The 18889-nt window shown below is 70.5% G+C and carries 20 protein-coding genes; 5 read left to right on the top strand and 15 right to left on the bottom strand.

Translation table 11 applies throughout. From position 1 onward, the window contains the following. Positions 1–29 precede the first annotated feature (29 nt). Positions 30–1832 carry a hypothetical protein gene (locus Q9R20_RS05875; protein WP_311248460.1) on the top strand — a complete coding sequence of 601 codons (1803 nt, stop codon included), beginning with the start codon at positions 30–32 and terminating at the stop codon, positions 1830–1832. 308 nt (positions 1833–2140) lie between these two features. Here the strand turns inward: Q9R20_RS05875 and Q9R20_RS05880 are convergent, their stop codons facing one another. The 10 genes from Q9R20_RS05880 to rpsF form a co-directional block, all read right to left on the bottom strand. Beyond that, a complete protein-coding gene (locus tag Q9R20_RS05880) occupies positions 2141–2884 on the bottom strand; it encodes an amino acid ABC transporter ATP-binding protein (RefSeq protein WP_311248461.1) in 744 nt (247 codons plus the stop codon). Then, complete coding sequence (locus Q9R20_RS05885) at positions 2881–3747, bottom strand: amino acid ABC transporter permease (protein ID WP_311248462.1); 867 nt, start codon at positions 3745–3747, stop codon at positions 2881–2883. The genes Q9R20_RS05880 and Q9R20_RS05885 overlap by 4 nt, the downstream gene beginning before the upstream one ends. A gap of 4 nt (positions 3748–3751) precedes the next feature. Continuing rightward, positions 3752–4618: an ABC transporter substrate-binding protein gene (locus tag Q9R20_RS05890; protein ID WP_311248463.1), complete on the bottom strand. Its 867-nt coding sequence runs from the start codon at positions 4616–4618 to the stop codon at positions 3752–3754. A 113-nt stretch (positions 4619–4731) separates the two neighbouring features. Beyond that, positions 4732–5163 carry a cupin domain-containing protein gene (locus tag Q9R20_RS05895; RefSeq protein WP_295839742.1) on the bottom strand — a complete coding sequence of 144 codons (432 nt, stop codon included), beginning with the start codon at positions 5161–5163 and terminating at the stop codon, positions 4732–4734. Further along, positions 5153–6457, bottom strand: coding sequence for an amidohydrolase family protein (locus Q9R20_RS05900; protein ID WP_311248464.1), 1305 nt, complete (start codon positions 6455–6457; stop codon positions 5153–5155). The genes Q9R20_RS05895 and Q9R20_RS05900 overlap by 11 nt, the downstream gene beginning before the upstream one ends. Continuing rightward, positions 6454–7824, bottom strand: a complete 1371-nt coding sequence (locus Q9R20_RS05905) for an adenosylhomocysteinase (protein WP_311248465.1) — start codon at positions 7822–7824, stop codon at positions 6454–6456. Before Q9R20_RS05905 ends, Q9R20_RS05900 begins: the two co-directional genes overlap by 4 nt. Positions 7825–8131: 307 nt before the next feature. Next, complete coding sequence (gene rplI / locus Q9R20_RS05910) at positions 8132–8584, bottom strand: 50S ribosomal protein L9 (protein WP_295839745.1); 453 nt, start codon at positions 8582–8584, stop codon at positions 8132–8134. A 10-nt stretch (positions 8585–8594) separates the two neighbouring features. Beyond that, on the bottom strand, positions 8595–8849 hold the full coding sequence (rpsR, locus tag Q9R20_RS05915; RefSeq protein ID WP_013584646.1) for a 30S ribosomal protein S18: 255 nt from the start codon (positions 8847–8849) through the stop codon (positions 8595–8597). A 101-nt stretch (positions 8850–8950) separates the two neighbouring features. Beyond that, on the bottom strand, positions 8951–9472 hold the full coding sequence (locus tag Q9R20_RS05920) for a single-stranded DNA-binding protein (protein WP_150954403.1): 522 nt from the start codon (positions 9470–9472) through the stop codon (positions 8951–8953). 5 nt (positions 9473–9477) lie between these two features. Further along, positions 9478–9870: a 30S ribosomal protein S6 gene (rpsF, locus tag Q9R20_RS05925; RefSeq protein ID WP_311248466.1), complete on the bottom strand. Its 393-nt coding sequence runs from the start codon at positions 9868–9870 to the stop codon at positions 9478–9480. Between the two features lie 185 nt (positions 9871–10055). Here rpsF and Q9R20_RS05930 point away from each other — a divergent pair, with 185 nt between their 5' ends. Together Q9R20_RS05930 and Q9R20_RS05935 are read left to right on the top strand one after the other, a co-directional pair. Beyond that, a complete protein-coding gene (locus tag Q9R20_RS05930) occupies positions 10056–11195 on the top strand; it encodes a hypothetical protein (RefSeq protein WP_311248467.1) in 1140 nt (379 codons plus the stop codon). A 64-nt stretch (positions 11196–11259) separates the two neighbouring features. Next, complete coding sequence (locus Q9R20_RS05935) at positions 11260–12351, top strand: hypothetical protein (RefSeq protein WP_311248468.1); 1092 nt, start codon at positions 11260–11262, stop codon at positions 12349–12351. Between the two features lie 152 nt (positions 12352–12503). Here Q9R20_RS05935 and sfnG read toward each other — a convergent pair whose 3' ends face one another. After that, positions 12504–13637 carry a dimethylsulfone monooxygenase SfnG gene (gene sfnG / locus Q9R20_RS05940; protein WP_311248469.1) on the bottom strand — a complete coding sequence of 378 codons (1134 nt, stop codon included), beginning with the start codon at positions 13635–13637 and terminating at the stop codon, positions 12504–12506. A 124-nt stretch (positions 13638–13761) separates the two neighbouring features. Between sfnG and Q9R20_RS05945 the strand changes: the two genes are divergently transcribed. After that, positions 13762–14823: an LLM class flavin-dependent oxidoreductase gene (locus tag Q9R20_RS05945; RefSeq protein WP_311248470.1), complete on the top strand. Its 1062-nt coding sequence runs from the start codon at positions 13762–13764 to the stop codon at positions 14821–14823. Between the two features lie 163 nt (positions 14824–14986). On the opposite strand, the gene Q9R20_RS05950 is transcribed toward Q9R20_RS05945, so the two are convergent. Continuing rightward, positions 14987–16300 carry an aminotransferase class I/II-fold pyridoxal phosphate-dependent enzyme gene (locus tag Q9R20_RS05950; protein ID WP_311248471.1) on the bottom strand — a complete coding sequence of 438 codons (1314 nt, stop codon included), beginning with the start codon at positions 16298–16300 and terminating at the stop codon, positions 14987–14989. Next, the gene (locus Q9R20_RS05955; protein ID WP_311248472.1) at positions 16293–17234 is read right to left on the bottom strand and encodes an alpha-L-glutamate ligase; all 942 of its coding nucleotides are present in this window, start codon (positions 17232–17234) and stop codon (positions 16293–16295) included. The genes Q9R20_RS05950 and Q9R20_RS05955 overlap by 8 nt, the downstream gene beginning before the upstream one ends. Positions 17235–17335: 101 nt before the next feature. On the opposite strand from Q9R20_RS05955, the gene Q9R20_RS05960 reads away from it, so the two are divergent. Next, a complete protein-coding gene (locus Q9R20_RS05960) occupies positions 17336–18166 on the top strand; it encodes a class I SAM-dependent methyltransferase (protein WP_311248473.1) in 831 nt (276 codons plus the stop codon). A gap of 10 nt (positions 18167–18176) precedes the next feature. Here Q9R20_RS05960 and Q9R20_RS05965 read toward each other — a convergent pair whose 3' ends face one another. Both Q9R20_RS05965 and Q9R20_RS05970 read right to left on the bottom strand, forming a co-directional pair. Next, the gene (locus tag Q9R20_RS05965) at positions 18177–18320 is read right to left on the bottom strand and encodes a hypothetical protein (RefSeq protein ID WP_311248474.1); all 144 of its coding nucleotides are present in this window, start codon (positions 18318–18320) and stop codon (positions 18177–18179) included. Positions 18321–18489: 169 nt separating this feature from the next. Further along, entirely contained in the window at positions 18490–18882 is a 393-nt protein-coding gene (locus Q9R20_RS05970; RefSeq protein ID WP_311248475.1) for a DUF779 domain-containing protein, read from the bottom strand. Between the last annotated feature and the right edge of the window lie 7 nt (positions 18883–18889).

The raw sequence follows: 18889 nt of genomic DNA on the forward strand, positions 1-18889 counted from the left end.
ACCCTCATTCATCTACAGGAGAAACTCTCATGCGCAAGTTCTACTCGCGCGTCCTCATGGGCGCGCTCGTCGGAGGCGGCCTCGCCGTCGCCGGTTGCGGCATCGCCAACGCCGCAGAAACCTCGGGAACGGACGGTCTGCTCTCGGGCGACCAGGCCGTCGTCTCGCTCGATGCACCGGTCACGGTCGGCGGCAACGCCGTCTCGCTGATCGGCGACAGCCACAGCGAAGGCGCCGACACCGCCGCTCCCCCGGCCGCGTCGACTCCCGCCGCGTCCACCGACGGCACCGACAGCCTGCTCGGGGGCAACCAGGGCATCGTCTCGGTCGACGTGCCGGTCACGGTCGGCGGCAACGCCGTCTCGGTCGTCGGTGACAGCCACAGCGAGGACGCCACCACCACCGGCGGATCCACCGACGGCGGCGCCGGCGACGTCAGCACCGACGGCGACGACAGCATCGGCGGCGGCAACCAGGCGCTCATCCCGGTCGAGGTTCCGATCACGGTCGGCGGCAACGCCGTCTCGGTCGTCGGCGACAGCCACAGCGAGGATGCCGGCACCACTGGCGGATCCGGCGGCTCGGGGGCCGGCGATGTCTCCACGGACGGCACCGACAGCATCCTGGGCGGCGACCAGGCGGCCGCGCCGATCAGCGTCCCGGTGACCGTCGGCGGCAACGCCGTCTCGGTCGTGGGTGACAGCTGGACCGAGGGCGCCGACACCACCGGCGGCACCACCAGCGGCGGTGCGGGCGACGTCTCGACCGACGGTTCGGACAGCATCGGCGGCGGCAACCAGGTCGTCGCACCGATCGGCATCCCCGTGACCATCGGCGGCAACGCCGTCTCGGTCGTGGGTGACAGCTGGACCGAAGGCGCCACCACCACCGGCGGCACCAGCGGCAGCGGCACGGGTGACGTCTCCACCGACGGCTCCGACAGCATCGGCGGCGGCAACCAGGTCATCGCACCCATCTCGCTGCCCGTCACGGTCGGCGGCAATGCCATCTCCGGTCTCGGCGACAGCTGGACCGAAGGCGCCGAAACCACCGGCGGAAACACCGGGGGCACGGGTGACGTCTCCACCGACGGCACCGACAGCATCGGCGGCGGCAACCAGGTCATCGCACCCATCTCGCTGCCCGTGACCATCGGCGGCAACGCCGTGTCGGTCGTCGGTGACAGCACCAGCACGGATGCCACCACCACCGGCGGAACCACCGGCGGCGGACTGCTCGGCGGCGTCACGACCGGCGGGGGCGACAGCATCCTCGGCGGCAACCAGCTGATCGTCCCGATCTCGCTGCCCGTCACCATCGGCGGCAACGCGGTCTCGATCATCGGCGACAGCACCACCGGCGGCTCGAACACCGGCACCCCGGGTACGCCCGGCACCCCCGGAACGCCCGGCACCCCCGGCACCCCGGGAACGCCCGGAACGCCCGGCACCCCGGGAACGCCCGGCACCCCCGGAACGCCCGGCACCCCCGGCACCCCCGGCACCCCCGGCACCCCCGGAACGCCCGGCACCCCCGGAACCCCCGGAACCCCCGGCGCCCCCGGCACCCCCGGAACGCCCGGCACCCCGGGAACGCCCGGTAGCAACGGCACCAACGGAACGAACGGCGTCAACGGCTCCACCGGTGTGTCGGTGGTCGGATCCGTGGCGTCGGCGTCGACGGCATCCCCCCTCGCCACCGGCAGCAACGCTCGCACGCTCGCGGTGACGGGAGCTGACGGCGCCTCCGCCGCCGGTCTCAGCGTCGCGGGTCTGATCGCCCTCCTCGTCGGAGGGGGCCTGCTCCTGCGTCGTCGCCGCTCGGTCGCCTGACCGGAAGCGTTCGCGCACAGAACGCGACACCGGATGCCACGCCCTCGGGCCGGCATCCGGTGTCGCGGCGTGCGTGGACGAGGCGTTCGAAGAGGTCCCGGACCCTTCGACAGGCTCACGGTCCTCCGTTGCGGCAGAACCTCCACCACGGTGGCTGAGCCCGTCGAAGCCACCCCCGGACCCTTCGACAGGCTCACGGTCCTCCGTTGCGGCAGAAGCTCCACCACGGTGGCTGAGCCCGTCGAAGCCACCCCCGGACCCTTCGACAGGCTCAGTGTCCTCCCGTCGGGGGATCGCCCGGCTCCGGACTAGAGAGCTCCGCCGCGACGCTCGCGCTCGAGGAACGCGATCGTGTCAGGATTCTGCGGGGCGTCGAAGATCTGGGCGGGTGTGCCCTGCTCGACGATCCGGCCGCCCTTCATGAAGACGATGCGGTCGGCGACCTCGCGCGCAAACGACATCTCGTGCGTCGCCATGAGCATGGTCGATCCGCGGTCGCGCAGGACCCGAACCAGGTCGAGCACCTCGCCCACGAGCTGCGGGTCGAGCGCCGAGGTGATCTCGTCGAGCAGTAGCAGCTCGGGGTCGGTCATCACGGCGCGCACGATCGCGACGCGCTGCTGCTGTCCACCCGAGAGGCGGTCGGGGAACTCCCGCGCCTTCGCGCCCAGGCCCAGCTGCTCGAGCAGTTCGGTGCCGCGGGCGTAGGCCTCGGCCTTCGGCATCCCGTGCACTTTGCGTGCCGCAAGGGTGACGTTGTCGATGACCCGGAGGTGCGGGAACAGGTTGAAGTGCTGGAACACCACGCCGATCCGCGAGCGGGCGGCATCCTGGTCGATCGTCGGGTCGGTCAGGTCGTCGCCGTTCAGCAGGATCTGGCCGTCGTCGACACGCTCGATGAGGTTGATGGTGCGAAGCAGGGTCGACTTCCCCGAGCCCGAGGCTCCGATCAGCACCACGACCTCGTGCTTGGCGAGGTCGAGGTCGATGCCGTCGAGCACGACGTGATCGCCGAACGCCTTGCGGACGCTGCGGACCTCGAGCACGCTCATACGATCCCGCCCATCTGCTCGCGTCTGGCCAATCGCGCCGAAACGTAGTCGGTGAGGCGGATCATCGGCAGAGCCATCGCCACGAACAGCAACGCCGCCACGATGTACGGCGTGAAGTTGTAGAACTCAGCCGCCGAGATCTGCGCCGCGCGGACGGCATCCACCGCTCCGAGCACCGAGATCAGACCGACGTCCTTCTGCATCGACACGAAGTCGTTCATCAGCGCCGGCACGACCTTGCGCACGCCCTGGGGGATCACGACGATCCGCAGCGTCTGCCCGTGCGTCAGGCCCATCGAGCGAGCGGCGACCCGCTGCGAGGGATGCACGGCCTCCATGCCGGCGCGCAGCACCTCGGCGATATAGGCCGAGTAGGTGAGCACGATCGCGATCGTGCCCCACAGCACCACGGGCACGCGGCCGAAGATCCCGAGCGCCGGCAGTCCGAAGCCCACCAGGTACAGCACGATCAGCAGAGGGATGCCGCGGAACAGATCGGTGTAGACCGTGGCCAGGGCGCGCAGCGGGAAGAAGACCGGTCCCCGCAGCGAGCGCAGCACCGCAAGGGTCGTCCCGAGCACGGCCACGGCGAGCGCGGCGACGATCAGCACCTGGATGTTGACCCACAGCCCCGCGAGGATCGACGGGAAGCTCTGCACCGCGATGTCGAGGTCGAAGAAGCTCCGACGCACGTCTTCCCAGCCGGGGCTCGACAGGATCGCCCACCCGACCACCGCGACGAAGACGACGGTGCTGACCAGGGCGATCAGCACCGACTTCGTCGACTGCTGACGCCGCGTGGCGCGCCGAGCGAGTTCGAGCTCGCTCGGCCGCCACGCGGTGTCGGATGAGGTGGATGCCACGGAGTTACTTCAGCACGGGCGCGGCGGCCGTGCCGCCGAGCCACTTCTGCTGCAGCTCGTCGAGGGTGCCGTTCTCGCGCAGCGCGTCGACCGCCTCGGTGACGGGCGTGGTGAGCGCCGAGCCCTTGGGGAGGACGAAGGCGAGCTCGTCGCCACCGGCCGAGGAGTCCGGGAGCTGACCGACGACCTTGCCGTCGTCGAGCACGGCACCGGCGAGGTAGAACGCGGTGGGCAGGTCGACGACGATCGCGTCGACCTGGCCCGACTGCAGGGCGGCGACGGCGTCGTCGTTGGAGTTGAAGACGCTGAGGTTGCCGGTGCCGAGCTGGTCGGCGGCGACCTGGTAGCTGGTCGTGGCGCTCATGACGCCCACAGGGACGTTCTTCAGCTCGGCGACGGTCGTGGCCGAGGCGGCGGGCGAGGTGCCCGTGGTGACGACCGCCTGGGTGGTCGTGTAGTACGGCGACGAGAAGTCGACGGCCTGCTTGCGCTCCTCGGTGATGGAGAACTGCTGCAGGTTCATGTCCCAGTCCTTCGGACCCGGGGCGATGGCGCTGTCGAAGTTCGAGCGCACCCAGACGACGTCATCTTTCGAGAAGCCGAGCTGCGTCGCGACGGCGTCCGCGACCGCGGCCTCGAAGCCCTCGCCCGAAGCGGGGTCGTCGTTCTCGACCCACGGCGAGAAGGCGGGCTCGCCGGTGGCGATGGTGAGCTTGCCGGCGGTGACGGTCTGCAGAGCGCCCTCGGTGGCAGGCGCGGCACCGGCGTCGGAACCGGTCGGGGCGAAGGCGCAGGCCGTCAGGGTGACGACCGTGGCGGCGGCCACCGCGGTCAGGGCGGCGGCACGGCGCAGGCGTGCGAAAGCGGTCACGATGTCTCCTCGTGGACGTATCGGGGTCATCCCCGGAGTGCTGTGATGTGCACAGCGTACCCAGCGCATGTTTCCGGCGATGTCGCCGACGACATCTGACGACACGGGCGGAGCTACTCGGCGAGGCGCCAATCGGCGAAGCTGAACCCCGGCGAAACGACGCAGCTGACGACGACCTCGGCGTCGCCCGCCGGCCGAGCCGCCTGCCAGACGCCCGCCGGCACCGTGTGCTGCAGCACGTGACCGGCCGCGAGGTCGGGCCCGAGGGTGACCGTTCGCGCGGCGCCGGGCTGTTCGCCGTCTCCGCCGAGGGACAGCTCGAGCGCGCCCGGCCCGTGCCAGAGCCACACCTCGTCACTCGTCACGACGTGCCACGCGCTCTCGTCGCCCGGGGTCAGCAGGTAGTGGATGCAGGTCGCCGCGGGCCGCACACCGCCGGGCGTCTCGACCTCGACGCTGCCGGTCCACATGCGCCGGAACCACCCGCCCTCGGCGTGCGGTTCGAGATCGAGCAGGACGGCGGTCGCGGGACGCTCAACGGTCATCGGCGGATACTCCGGTCTCTCGGGTGAAAGCGGCGGATGCCGAGCGCACCACGCCGTCGATGACGGTCGCGGCCGCGCTCCCCTCGCCGGCGACGACGAGGTGCTCGATGGTGTCATCGACCTCCGACACCGGCACGTCGAAGAACGCCAGATCCGCCACGGCGCCCACGGCGAGGTACCCGTTGCGAGCCGGGCCCGTGTCGAGTCCCATGGCGTGCGCCCCGCCGAGGGTCGCCGCCCGCAGCAGCAGCTCGGACAGATCGCGGTTCGCGTACCCCTGCGCCCGTGCGAGCCGGTGCAGCGCCGAAACGTCGGCCAGCAGATCGAGGGACGGACTGGATGCCAACGAGTCGGTGCCCACGGCGAGCGCGCTGCCCTCGAGCAGGTACGCGGCGACCGGCGGCTCGTCCAGCCCGATGACGGCGTTCGACCGCGGGCACAGGGCCACGCTCGTTCCCCGGGCGCGCAGGATCGCCCGATCGCGCGCGGTCATGTAGACGCCGTGCGCGATGTGGCAGTCGGGGCCCAGCACGCCGAGCTCGTCGACGAACTCCGTCGCTCCCGTGCCGAAGCCCTCGTCGCGCAGCGCGCGGAAGCTCGCGGGACGGTGCAGCTGCCAGGGGGCGGTCTCGCCGTGCTCGCGCTCGAAGGCGGCCTCGCCGAGATGCAGGTGCAGGCGGCTCCCCCGTTCGCGCACGATGTCGGGGATCTCGAGCAGCGGTTCGACGTCGAGGGAGTACGGCGCGTGCGGTGACAGTCCCGTCCCCGGCGGCGAGGGCAGCGCGTCGAGGCGCGACTCGACCTCGGCGCGGCCGCGCTCGGCCCACGCCGCGTTGGTCCAGCTCATCACCTCCCAGTAGGTGATGCCGTGCAGCCGCGCGTCGTGCAGCGCCGACGCCGCCTCGACGTCGGTGACGATGTCGGCCACCGCCGTGGTCCCCGCGGCGATCATCGCGAGCGCACCGGTCCTGGCATCCGCTGCCCAGTCGTGACCGGCGCGGTAGACCGGGGTGAACGCCTCGTCCCAGTCGTCGAAGCCGGCGTACGAACCGCGCCCGACCTCGGCCATGCCCGTGTACTGCAGGTGCGAGTGCGCGTTCACGAGTCCCGGGGTCAGCACCCCCGGCCAGTGCACCTCGTCGAAGGCGACGCCGCGCGCCCGCAGCTCGTGCCGCACCCACTCGCGGTCGCCGACGTGGCGGATGCGCCCGCCCGCGACCGCGATGGCCCCGCCGGGAATGGGTGGCGCCGTCACGGGCACGACGAGGGATGCCGAGTACAGCACGACGTTCACGCGTCGCCGCCCGCGAATCGGGGCGAACGCCAGTCGTCGAGACCGGCGGGGTCGAGCGCGCGCGGGTCGTCGAGCGCGGCTTCCCGCACCGCCAGCGCCGTTCGGGCCACGAGATCGTCGACCTCGGGACCGAGCGCGTGGACACCGGGGCCGGGCCGCCGCGCGAGCAGGTCGTCGAGGGCGGCGAGCTGTACCGCGAAGGAGAGGTCCATGATCTCGATGGGGTTGCCCTCGGCCGCGGTGATGTTGACCGCTCCGCCGCCGCCGAGCACGAGCGCGTCGCCCGCGTCGGACACCTCGCCCGGGACTCCGCCGGCGACCGCGACGACCCGCGCGACGACGGCGATCTCGGGCGTGACCGTGGCGGGGACGCCGGTCGCCGAGACCACGAGCGCTCCCCCGGCCAGCTCGACCGCCCGGCCGGTCGCGAACCCGTCGTGCCGCGCCTCGAGCGCACGCACGGGGTCTGTCTCGGCGACACGGACATCGGCACCGAGCGCCCGGAGGTGCACGGCGACTCCCTTTCCGACGGGCCCGTAGCCGAGAACGAGGGCCGGCTGGTCGGTCAGCGCGATCCCCCGCTCCTCGAGCAGGTCGGCGATCGCGAAGACGCACGACTGCCCCGTGCCGTAGCGGTTGTCGAACATCGTCTTGGTGCGCGCGTCGTTGACGGCCATCACGGCGCAGCGCAGGATGCCGGCATCCTGCATCCGCCGAAGCGGGGTCAGCCCGCTCGTCGTCTCCTCGCACGCGCCGATCCAGCCGTCCACGAGCGCGGGGTCGTCTTCGTGCGCGAGGCGGATCAGGTGCGCACCGTCATCGAGCAGTACGTCGAGACCCGCACGCAGGAAGCTCAGCGCGGCAGCGCGCTCAGCGGTACCCGACAGAGACGTATCCGCCGTCACGGCGAAGCCCTCGGCCCGCAGCGCGTTCGCGACCCCGACGTCGGTCTCGTCGGGATGCGCGTACACCGACACCTCAGCCCCCCGCTCGCGCAGCAGCAGCGACAGCACCGCGGTCTTGGGCTCGAGCACCATGGCCACGCCGATCCGCAGGCCCGTCAGATCGAGACGCCCGGCGAGGGCGGAGGCGACGGGCATGTGCTCGCGCGCGAAGGCGATGCGGCCGGCGGCGTCGCCGCGCTCGGGCAGCAATCGTCCGTCGAGCAGCACGCGATCGGCATCCAGGTCGAACTCGACGCGGCCCGGGGCCGGCTCCGAGCTCGGGATGCCGCCGAGCCCCGCCAGAAGCGCGTGCAGCGCAGCGGATCCCTCGCCGCGCACGGCGAACGGGCGGCCGGCGATCATGAGGTTCGACGCGCGCGCGAAGCGGCGGACGATGCGCTCGGGTGCGCGAGGGTCGGTCACGGCACTCAGCCTAGGGTCACGGCATCCGTCCCCCCGACGCCCCCGGCCCGTGCGCCGAACGCACACGAACCGCACGAGATGACACGTTCCGGCCCTCGCGAAGGATGTGACCTCGGCCCGATCGTGTGATCTCGGCATGGCCCCGCGCCGCCCGCTCGGATCTGCGCGCCGAGGACGGCGGGGTCGTCGGGGCGTGAACCCCCGCCCCGAGCGGAAGAACGCGCCCGGCACCAGAAGGTCCGCCGCGAGCACGCGAAAAGGCCCCGCCCTGCCGAAGCAGGAGCGGGGCCGAATCGTGCATCGCGAATTACTTCGCGGCGACCACCTGGAGGGTGATCACGGCGGTGACGTCGTCACGCAGGCGAACGGTCGCCTCGTGCTCGCCGACCGACTTGATCGAGGAGGTGATCTGGATCTTGCGCTTGTCGAGCTCGCCGAGACCGGCGGCCTTGACGGCGTCGGCGACGTCGGCGGGCTTGACCGAACCGAAGAGGCGACCCTCGTTGCCGGCCTTGACCGACAGCTTGACGGTGTTCGACTCGAGCGAGTTCTTCAGGGCCACGGCGTCTTCGTGCGCGTGGATCGCGCGGGACTCGCGAGCGGCGCGGATCGACGCGACCTGCTTCTCGCCACCACGGCTCCAGGCCACGGCGAAGCCCTGCGGGATGAGGTAGTTGCGGGCGTACCCGTTCTTGACCTCGACAACGTCACCGGCGCTACCGAGCCCGGTGACCTCATTCGTGAGAATCAGCTTTGCCATCGGGTGCTCCTTAGCGGCCGGCGCCGGCGTAGGGCAGGAGAGCCATCTCGCGCGCGTTCTTGATGGCGCGGGCGATCAGGCGCTGCTCCTGCACGGAGACACCGGTGATACGACGGGCGCGGATCTTGCCGCGCTCCGAGATGAACTTGCGGAGGGTTGCGACGTCCTTGTAGTCGATGACGCCGACGCGGATCGCCTTCGCGGGGGCTGCGTTCTTCGCGCCCTTCCGCGGCTTGCGGCGGTCGCCAGTGGCCTTTCCAGCCATGCTTCCTTCTTTCGTGTGGTTCGGATGCCGAGCCGGTCACGCGGACCGGGACGTGGCATCCGGAATTTCGGGGGTCGTCTCGCTCGAGAGCGGGTCGAAGATCAGAACGGGGTGTCGTCGCCGTAGGAGCCGGGAGTGCTCCACGCGTCCGCGCCGCTGTTGTTGCCGCCGCCGTTGTTCGAACCGGGCGTGGACCAGGGCTCGTCGTTCGACTGCTGCACCTGAGCGCGCTGACCGCCGCCGCCACCGTTACCGCCACCGGCGGCACGGGTGACCTGGGCGGTCGCGTAGCGGAGCGAGGGACCGATCTCATCGACTTCGAGTTCGATGGAGGTGCGGTTGTTGCCCTCGCGGTCCTGGTAGGAACGCTGCTTCAGGCGACCGGTCGCGATGACACGGCTGCCCTTCGTCAGCGAACCGGCGACGTGCTCGGCGAATTCGCGCCACACCGAGGCGCGCAGGAAGAGCGCCTCGCCGTCCTTCCACTCGTTCGCCTGACGGTCGAACGTGCGGGGGGTCGACGCGATGGTGAAGTTCGCCACCGGCAGCCCGTTCTGCGTGTAACGCAGCTCCGGGTCAGCGGTGAGGTTCCCCACGACGGTGATGACGGTTTCGCCGGCCATCGTCGTTACTTCGCAGCCTTCTCGGCGGACTCGACCTTGCGGGGAGCGGCGGCCTTGCGGGCGGCCTTCTCCTCGGAGCGCTTGGCTTCGGCGGCGACCTGGGCGATCGCCTCTTCGGCGCGGAGGACCTTGGTGCGCATGATCTGCTCGTTCAGCTTCAGCTGACGGTCGAGCTCGTTCGTGGCCTCGCTGGTCGCGACGAAGTTGACGACGGCGTAGATGCCCTCGTTCTTCTTGCGGATCTCGTAGGCCAGACGGCGGCGGCCCCAGATGTCGATCTTGTCGATGGATCCTCCATCGGCCGTGATGACCTTGAGGAAACCGTCGAGCTTCGGAGCGACCTGGCGCTCGTCGACCTCGGGATCGAAGATGACCATGAGTTCGTACTGGTGCGTCACTAACCCACCTCCTTCGGACTAGAACGGCTGACGGGCATTTCCCGGCAGCAGGAGGGTGTGTTGCACGTCGTCTCGGGCTTACACGCGCATGGGCGTCGCCAGACAACTTTCCCAGTCTAACGGATGCCGCTCGCCCGGCGGAATCCGGGTCGGTAACGTGGTCCTGAGCCACCGTGGGGGGACGGATGCCAGGGATACGACCGTTCGACGCACGCGCTCTGCTCGTGCCGGAAGATCGCGCCGCGGCGCGCGCCTTCACGCAGCGACTTCGGGCGGAGGGGCGACTGCCGCCGGTGAACACCGCGGCGACGGTCATCGTCATGGTCGTGCTGTGCGTCCTGCTCGGGGGATTCGGCGTCGTGGCCCTCGTCCTGCTCGTGGTGTTCGCGTCGGTGCTGCGCGAGGGCGCCGTCGTCGTCGGCATCCTGTTCGGCATCCCCGCCCTCCTGCTGATCGGTGTCGTTGTCTCGATCCCGTTCCTCATGCGGCGAACGCAGCGCACGCAGGAGGACCGCCGCTGGCGCCTCGCCGGCTTCGCCCGAGACGTGGGCATGGAGTACGTGCCAGCGCTGCCGGACCCGGCGCTCCCGGGGGCGATCTTCCACATCGGCGACGCGCGCACGGCCTACGACATGCTGCGCGCGCCCCTCCCCCGTTTCGTCGAGGTGGGCAACCATTCGTACACGGTGAGCAACGGCAAGACCACCACGACCTCGCGCTGGGGGTACATCGCCGTGCGGCTCGACGTGCCGCTCCCCCACATCGTGCTCGACGCCGTCGGCAACGGCGCGCGGCTCGGCTCGTGGGAACGCGGGCAGCACCTCAGCCTCGAGGGCGACTTCGACCGGTACTTCCGGCTGTACTGCCCCGAGGGCTACGAGCGGGATGCGCTCTACCTCTTCACGCCCGACGTCATGGCCCGTTTCATCGACAACGCCGCGGTGCTCGAGGTCGAGATCATCGACGAGTGGATGTTCCTCGTCGCCCCGCAGGAGCTGTCGACGACCGACCCGGCGCGCTGGGCGTGGGTGTTCTCGGTGATCGCGGCGCTGCTCGACAAGCTCGAGCAGTGGGGGAGGTGGCGCGACGACCGGCTGTCGGTCGAGGCCGCCGCCGCTGCGCCCGCGCCCTCGGGCGGTTCCGCGCCGACCGGTGCTCCCGCGCCCGTCGCGTGGCCCCAGCCGCCGGTCGGGGTGGCCGCTCCCGGACGACGCCTGCGCCGCACGAGCCCGTGGCTGATCCTGGGGATCGCGCTCGGCATCCTGTTCGTCGGGGGGCTGGTCTTCACCCTCGGACCGCTCGTCGCGCTGTCGTTCGTGCGATGACCGGGGGCTCTCGCAGCGGGATGTCCGACGTCGTCGCTACGGTCGTCAGGGGAGGCGATGCGACATGACAGGACTCGACACCAGCCCGCTCACCGACGCGATCGACCGTCGCGAGGTGCGCGCGTTCACCGCCCGCCTGCGCAGCGAGGGGACGATCGCGACGGGGGTGCTCACGATCATCACGCTCACCATCGTGGGGGTCGCCGGAGTCATCATCGCGGTGCCCGTGCTCGGGGGCCTCGCCGCGTCGATCTTCGCGGGCGACGGCGTGAGCCCGGTCGGCCTTCTCATCTCTCTCGCCGTCCTCGCCGTCATCGCGCTCATCATCGTCGCGATCGTCCGCGGCTTCGGGGGAGCGGCCGCCCGCCGCTACCGACTGGACCGCTTCGCTCGCGCGAACGGGATGCAGTGGCATCCGGGGTACGACGACCCCGACCGGCCCGGCATGATCTTCCGCCTCGGGCGCGACCGGCAGACGCACGACCTCATGCGCCGACCGGCGCCGCGGTTCGTCGAGGTCGCCAACTACCGCTACGAGACGGGGTCGGGGAAGAACAAGGCGACTCACAAGTGGGGCTACGTCGCTCTGCGTCTCGACACTCCACTGCCGCACATCGTCCTGGATGCCGTGGGCAACAACGGTCTGTTCGGCGGCTCGAACCTGCCCGTCCACTTCGGCACCGAGCAACGTCTGAGTCTCGAGGGCGACTTCGACCGGTACTTCGCGCTGTACTGCCCCGCCGGGTACGAACGCGACGCGCTCTACCTCTTCACCCCCGACGTCATGGCCCGTTTCATCGACAACGCCGCGACCCTCGACGTCGAGATCATCGACGACTGGCTCTTCCTCTACGCACGGCGCGACCTGTCGACCCTCGACCCGGCGACCTGGCAGTGGCTGTTCGGCACGGTCGCCGCGATCGACGACAAGCTCGCGCAGTGGGCGCGGTGGCGCGACGACCGCCTGGCGGTCGCTCCCACGGCGGGCGCGGCGGCATCCGGAATCCCGGGCTCTCCCGCGGCGGCGCTCAGGCCGCCGCCCGTCGGTGTCGCTCGCGAAGGGCGCCGGCTGCGCCAGGGGATTCCGTGGGTGACGCTGCTCGTCGTCGCCGGGGTGTTCGCCGCGTGGACGGTGATCATCGTGCTGTTCCGGTGAGGGCGGCGGTGCGCAGCCGGGCCCGGCTTTGACCGGCGCGGCGGGGTGCCGTCGGGCTGGGGCCGGGCGCGGCGCAGGCGTGCCTGGCGGAGCGGCGCCGGGCTATGCCCGGTCCCCCGGGTCACGACGGCCGCGGGAGTGGCATCCCCTCTTCAGCGTCCGGAGACGACGAGCGGGTCGCCCGAGCGGGCGAGGTCGGCCTCGAGCTCCCGGACGATCGGGATGACCGTCTCGCCGAAGCGCTCGAGCTCCTCCTGGAAGTGCAGGAAGCCGAGCAGGAACAGGTCGACGCCGCGCTTCTTGTACGCAATGATGCGCTCGGCGATCTGCTGCGCGTCGCCGAACAGCTGCGTGCGGAATCCGTCGTTGTACTGCACGAGGTCTTCGAACGAGGAGTCGGCCCACATGCCCTTCTTGTCGGACGTGGCGTTGCCCGCCTCCTGGACGCTCTTGCGGAACCCCTCGACCGCGCCGCTGTCGGCTCCGGCGATGATCTCGCGCAGCTGCTGCTCGGCCTCGGCGCGGCTGTCGCGCTGGATGACGAAACCGTTCAGGCCGAACCGCGTGCGGCGACCGTGCTCGGCCGCGATGCGCGTGACGTCGTCGTACTGCTCCGTGAAGCCGTCGAAATCCTTGCCGTTCGAGAAGTACCAGTCCGAGAACGCCCCGCCGTTGAAGCGGGCCGCGGTCGAGTTGCCGCCCTGGAAGATGTCGGGGTGCGCGCGCCCGGGCACCTCGTACGGGAACGGGCGGAGCGTGAAGTCGGTGATGTCGTAGTACTTGCCGTGGAACGAGAACTTCTCCTGCGTCCACAGCCCCCGCAGCACCTGGATGAACTCCGCGGCGCGCTCGTACCGTTCGTCGTGCTCGAGCCACTCGAGGCCGAGATCGGTGTACTCGTCCTTGAACCAGCCGCTGACGACGTTCACGGCCGCCCGGCCGTGCGAGAACTGGTCGGCGGTGTTGATGAACTTCGCGAGGACCGCTGGATGCCAGATCCCGGGGTGGATCGCCGAGATGACCTTGAGCTTCTCGGTGGCCAGCAGCAGGGCGAGGCTGATCGAGGTGGACTCGTGCTGCTGCGCCGCCCCGTAGCTCGAGGCGTACCGCACCTGGCTCAGGGCGTACTCGAACCCGACGCGCTCGGCCGTGCGGGCGAGCTTCACGTTGTAGTCGTAGCCCCAGTCGGTGCGCTGCTCGACCGAGCTGATGACCAGTCCGCCGCTGACGTTCGGCACCCAATAGGCGAACTTCAGCGGCTCGTGGGTGGGGTGGATGTCGGTCATGGGGTCCTCCTCGCGGATCGGAACCCGGCAACCGTCGCATCCGCCCGCACCGCGGTCAACGACATATGACGGACCGTTGCAGTTCATGACGACACCCCTCCGGCGCCGGGCGAGGATGGATGCCATGACCTCACCCCAGCGCGTGCGTTTCGGCTACTGGACCCCGATCTTCGGCGGGTGGCTGCGCAACGTCGACGACGAGCAGACGCCCGTGTCGTTCGCCCACATCGCAGAGATCGCGCGGGCCGCCGAGGAGGGCGGGTTCGATCTCACGCTCATTCCCGAGCTGAACCTCAACGACATCAAGGGCGTCGAGGCGCCCTCGCTGGACGCGTGGGCCGTCACCGCCGGTCTCGCCGCGGTCACCTCCTCGCTCGAGCTGATGACCGCCGTGCGTCCGGGGTTCCACAACCCGTTCCACACGGCGAAGCAGGCCGCCACCATCGACGAGATCAGCGGCGGGCGGTTCACGCTCAACGTCGTCTCGGCGTGGTGGGCCGAGGAGGCGAAGCAGTACGAGGGTCTCTTCAGCGCTCACGACGACCGGTACGCCCGCACGATCGAGTGGGTCGAAGTGCTGCGCGGCCTGTGGTCGCAGACGCCGTTCGCGTACGAGGGCGAGTACTACCGCACGGAAGGCACGTACACCGAGCCGAAGCCGCAGGTGCAGCCCCGCCTCTACGCCGGCGGTGAGAGCGAGGCCGGACGCACAGCGATCACCCGCTTCGCCGACGCCTACCTGACGCACGGCGGCACGCTCGAGGAGCTCGAGACGAAGGTCGCCGACATGCGCCGTCGTCGGTCCGACGCCGGAGCGACCCCGTTCGAGGCGTTCGGCATGGCCGCCTACGCGATCGTGCGCGACACCGAGGAAGAGGCCCAGGCCGAGATCGACCGCATCACCGACGTGCGCGGGGGAGCGGCCTACGGCTCGTACCAGGACTTCGTGAGCAAGTCGAAGCTCGACACCCAGGTCGACCTCAAGGAGTACTCGGTGTCCAACCGCGGGCTCCGCCCCAACCTCGTCGGCACGCCCGATCAGGTGGCCGAGCGCATCGTCGCCTTCGCGAACGTCGGCGTCTCGACCCTGCTGCTGCAGTTCTCGCCGCACCTGCCCGAGATGCAGCGCTTCGCCGCCGAGGTCATCCCGCGCGTGCGGCGCCTGGAGGCGCAGCGCGACGGTTGAGCCCTCCGTCGCGGCGTCAACGCGAGGTGGCTGAGCCCGTCGAAGCCACCGACGCCGGCAGCACGCCCGGACCCTTCGACGGGCTCAGGGTCCTCTTGCGGTGTATGCACAGACCGATGGGCGCCTCATCCTTCGACGAGCTGAGGGGTCCATCGATGCAGGGCTAGATCGCCGCGCGAAGCGCCTGGTCGAGGTCAGTGATGAGGTCGTCGGCATCCTCGAGGCCGATCGACAGGCGCACGAGACCGTCGCCGATGCCCAGACGGTCGCGCGTCTCCTGCGTGAAGCCGAGGTGCGTTGTCGTGGCGGGATGCAGGGCCATCGAGCGGGTGTCGCCGATGTTGGTCATGCGGCTGAACAAGCGCAGCGCGTCGAAGAAGCGCTCGGCGGCGTCGCGGCCGCCGCGCACCGTGAACGAGAACACCGACCCCGAAAGGCCGCCGTAGTCGCGGACGGCGAGGTCATGCTGCGGGTGCGACGGGAGCCCCGCATAGTCGACGCTCTCGACGGCGTCGTGCTGCTTGAGCCACACCGCGATGTCGCGGGCGCTGGCGAGGTGCTGCCGCATGCGTACGGACAGGGTCTCCATGCCCTGCTGCAGCAGGAAGCCGTTGAGCGGGGACAGAGCGGGACCGGTGTCATTCGCGATACCGAAGCGCAGGTACAGCTCGAAGGCCCGCGACCCGAAGGCGTCGACGATCGACGGGTGTCCTGCGATCGGGGTCTCGGTGATGCCGGGGTACCGGCGCGAACTGCCGACCCAGTCGAAGGTGCCGCCGTCGACGACCGCCCCGGCGAGGTTGGCTCCGTGTCCGGAGAGGAACTTGGTCGCCGAGTGCACCACGATGTCGGCGCCGTGCTCGATCGGACGGATGAGGAACGGGGTCGCGATCGTGTTGTCGACGACGAGGGGGATGCCATGGCGTCGGGCGACCCGCGCGACCGCGTCGATGTCGACGACGTCGTTCTTCGGGTTCGGCAGGGTCTCGGTGAAGATCGCCTTGGTCTCGGGCCGGATGAGGGCGTCCCACTCGGCCTCGTCGAGCGGGTTCCACACGTACTCGACCGTCACGCCCATGCGCGCGAAGGTGCGGTCGAACAGCACGCGGGTGCCGCTGTAGATGCTGGCGGTCGACACGATGTGCTCGCCGCTCCCGGCGAGACCCAGCAGCGCCGCGGTGATCGCGGCCTGTCCCGAACCGACGACGATCGCTCCTGCGCCGCCCTCGAGAGAGGCGAGACGACGCTCGGCGACCTGGTTGGTCGGGTTGGCGTTGCGCGAGTAGAGGTGCCCGAGGTCGGCACCCGCGAAGCGGTCGGTCGCCTCCTGGAAGGACGCGAAGCGGTACGCCGCAGACAGGTGCACCGGCGTGATGCGCGAGCCGTGCGTCAGGTCTTCTTCTTCACCGGCGTGCACCTGCCGCGTGGCGAAACCGAAGCCCGCCCACTCGCTGTGGGGTGCGGCGGGCTCAGCCACGGAGGTCGACCAGGTCGCGCGGCAGCAGCGTTCCGAGCCAGCGAGCGATCTCGCGCGGTCCGGAGCGGGGGGCTTCGGCCTCGACGTCGGGGTTGTAGTTCGTGTTCGTGTTGACGTCGTAGGTGACGGTGCGCCCGTCACGCGTCTCGATGAACTCGATGCCGGCGATGCCGACGCCCTCAGCGGCGAGGAACGCGAGGAAGCGGTCGATCAGCGCCGGGTCGACGTCTTCGCGACGACGGAAGAGGGGTTCGGGCTCGACACCGTCGGCGCCGGGGACGGCGCATGCTTCGGCGGGGCACAGCTCGAAACTGCCGGCGCTGGTGTCGACGCGCACGGCGTAGACGAACTCTCCGCCGACGAATTCCGCGCGGGTGATGAACGGATCCCGAGCGGTCAGGAGCTCCTGGATGAGGGTGATGCCGTCGGGAGAGGGCTCGAACGCCGGTCCCGAGACCCAGGCGGTGAACTCGTCGATCGAGTCCCACCGGCGCACGCCGAGGCCCTTCCCACCCTGGTTGTGCTTGCTGATGAACGGCGCGCCGAAGTCGCGGGCCGTTTCGACGAGGTCGTCGGTGCCGAACACCGCGACGGTGCGCGGCACGTCGATGCCGGCGTGACGGAGCGCCGCGTGCTGCGCGACCTTGCTGACCTCGAGCTCGAGCACGTCGGCGCCGTTGATGACGGTGCGCCCCCACGACGACAGCCAGCGCAGCACGGCGCGGCCGAACTCCTTGCTGTGGGCGTGATCGCGCGTGTGCGCCGACGCGCTCAGTCGCGACCAGAACACCCCCTCGGGCGGCTCGACGGCCAGGTCGATCGACCCGTCGGTGAGGAGCCACTCCTCGAACGGCACACCCTCCGCCTCGAAAGCCGCCGCGAACGGCGGGATCCACTGGGGGTTCTCGTGGATGACATAGACCTTGCCCGACATGACGCCAGGCTAACGCGCCCCTCCGACATGGCATCCCTCGATCGTCACGGGACGACACCGGGGCGCGTCATCTCTAGGCTCGGGACAGGAAAGGGATGCCAATGACCTCCAACTACATCGACGCCAATCGCGCCAACTGGGACGAGCGCGCCACCCTGCACGCCGCCCGCGACGGTTCGGGCTACGGGGTGCAGCGCTACGTCGGGGATCCGGCCGCGCTGTCGGACGTCGTGCGCTTCGACCTCCCGCTGCTCGGCGACATCGCGGGCCAACGCGCCGTGCACCTGCAGTGCCACATCGGCACCGACACCCTCTCGCTCGCCCGACTCGGCGCCCGCGTGACGGGCCTCGACTTCTCCGAGAACGCCGTCGCCGAGGCGCGACGGCTCGCCGCGGAGGCCGGTGCCGACGTCGACTTCGTTCAGGCGGACGTCCGGGATGCCGCCGACTCACTGCCGCGCGGGGAGTTCGACCTCGTGTACACCGGTATCGGCGCGCTGTGCTGGCTGCCGTCGATCACGCAGTGGGCGGGGGTTGTCGCGGAGCTGCTCGCTCCGGGCGGCACCATGCACATCCGCGAGGGCCACCCCGTCCTGTGGGCGATGAACGAGGAGAAGCCCGGCCTCGCACTCGAGTTCCCGTATTTCGAGCAGCGCGAGCCGCTGGAGTGGGATGACGACAGCACCTATGTCGAGGTGTCGGCCCCGCTGACGTCCACCCGCACCTACGAGTGGAACCACGGTCTCGGCGAGATCGTCACCGCCCTGCTCGACCGTGGCCTGCGTCTCGACGCGCTCGTCGAGCACGACAGCGTGCCCTGGGAGGCCCTGCCGGGCCGGATGACCGAGCGACCCGACGGCGAATTCGCTCTCACCGAGCAGCCGTCGGTGGTGCCGCTGAGCTACACGATCCGCGCATCGAAGCCGGCCTGAGGCTCTTCGCTCAGAACAGCTTCCCGAGGGCTTTGATGGCGGTGTCGGAGTCGTCGTCCAGGTCACGGGGGACACCCGTGACCTTCGGTACGGTCTTCGCGATGCGTGGGCTCGGCGCCCCGCCGCACGTCATGGCCACCCTCAGGTCGCTCACGGCCGTGCGCAGGCTGGATCGATCGGGCGGCCGGGACGCCGCCTCCGCGCAGATCGTTCCGTCGATGTCGTGTGCTGCGCCCCGGGGCGCTTCCGTGTTCCGCATTCGGAGAAGCTACCGGGGTGGCCGCAGACGCCCGTGAGGTTGTCCACAGGCCGTCGGAACCACCTCAGCCCGGCGTCGCACCGACGCCGAAGGCCACCGCCTCCTCCTCGGTCAGCATCCGGGAGCGGATGAGGAAGCGCATACCGGTCGGCCCCTCCACCGAGAAGCCGGCTCCGCGCCCGGGGACGACGTCGATCGTGAGGTGCGTGAACTTCCAGTACTCGAACTGCGACTCCGACATGTAGACCTCGATGGGGTCGTCGAGGCCGGCGTCGATGTCGCCGAGGTGCACGTCGCTCGACCCGATGAGGAACATCCCCACCGGGTAGCACATGGGGGAGCTGCCGTCGCAGCATCCGCCGGACTGATGGAACATCAGGGGGCCGTGCTTCACCGTGAGGTCGCGCAGCAGCGCGGCAGCGGCATCCGTCACGTCAACGCGGGAAAGTCCGTGCATGTCCCAC

Source organism: Microbacterium sp. PRF11 (genome assembly GCF_031844085.1).
Lineage (GTDB): Bacteria > Actinomycetota > Actinomycetes > Actinomycetales > Microbacteriaceae > Microbacterium.

Excerpts from the sequence above, each read along its gene's own strand:
- rpsR (WP_013584646.1), bottom strand. The coding sequence starts at position 8,849 with ATGGCTGGAAAGGCCACTGGCGACCGCCGCAAGCCGCGGAAGGGCGCG.
- sfnG (WP_311248469.1), bottom strand. The coding sequence starts at position 13,637 with ATGACCGACATCCACCCCACCCACGAGCCGCTGAAGTTCGCCTATTGG.
- Q9R20_RS05930 (WP_311248467.1), top strand. The coding sequence starts at position 10,056 with ATGCCAGGGATACGACCGTTCGACGCACGCGCTCTGCTCGTGCCGGAA.
- Q9R20_RS05880 (WP_311248461.1), bottom strand. The coding sequence starts at position 2,884 with ATGAGCGTGCTCGAGGTCCGCAGCGTCCGCAAGGCGTTCGGCGATCAC.
- rplI (WP_295839745.1), bottom strand. The coding sequence starts at position 8,584 with ATGGCAAAGCTGATTCTCACGAATGAGGTCACCGGGCTCGGTAGCGCC.
- Q9R20_RS05895 (WP_295839742.1), bottom strand. The coding sequence starts at position 5,163 with ATGACCGTTGAGCGTCCCGCGACCGCCGTCCTGCTCGATCTCGAACCG.
- Q9R20_RS05955 (WP_311248472.1), bottom strand. The coding sequence starts at position 17,234 with ATGTCGGGCAAGGTCTATGTCATCCACGAGAACCCCCAGTGGATCCCG.
- Q9R20_RS05960 (WP_311248473.1), top strand. The coding sequence starts at position 17,336 with ATGACCTCCAACTACATCGACGCCAATCGCGCCAACTGGGACGAGCGC.
- Q9R20_RS05970 (WP_311248475.1), bottom strand. The coding sequence starts at position 18,882 with ATGCACGGACTTTCCCGCGTTGACGTGACGGATGCCGCTGCCGCGCTG.
- Q9R20_RS05945 (WP_311248470.1), top strand. The coding sequence starts at position 13,762 with ATGACCTCACCCCAGCGCGTGCGTTTCGGCTACTGGACCCCGATCTTC.
- Q9R20_RS05920 (WP_150954403.1), bottom strand. The coding sequence starts at position 9,472 with ATGGCCGGCGAAACCGTCATCACCGTCGTGGGGAACCTCACCGCTGAC.
- Q9R20_RS05935 (WP_311248468.1), top strand. The coding sequence starts at position 11,260 with ATGACAGGACTCGACACCAGCCCGCTCACCGACGCGATCGACCGTCGC.
- Q9R20_RS05875 (WP_311248460.1), top strand. The coding sequence starts at position 30 with ATGCGCAAGTTCTACTCGCGCGTCCTCATGGGCGCGCTCGTCGGAGGC.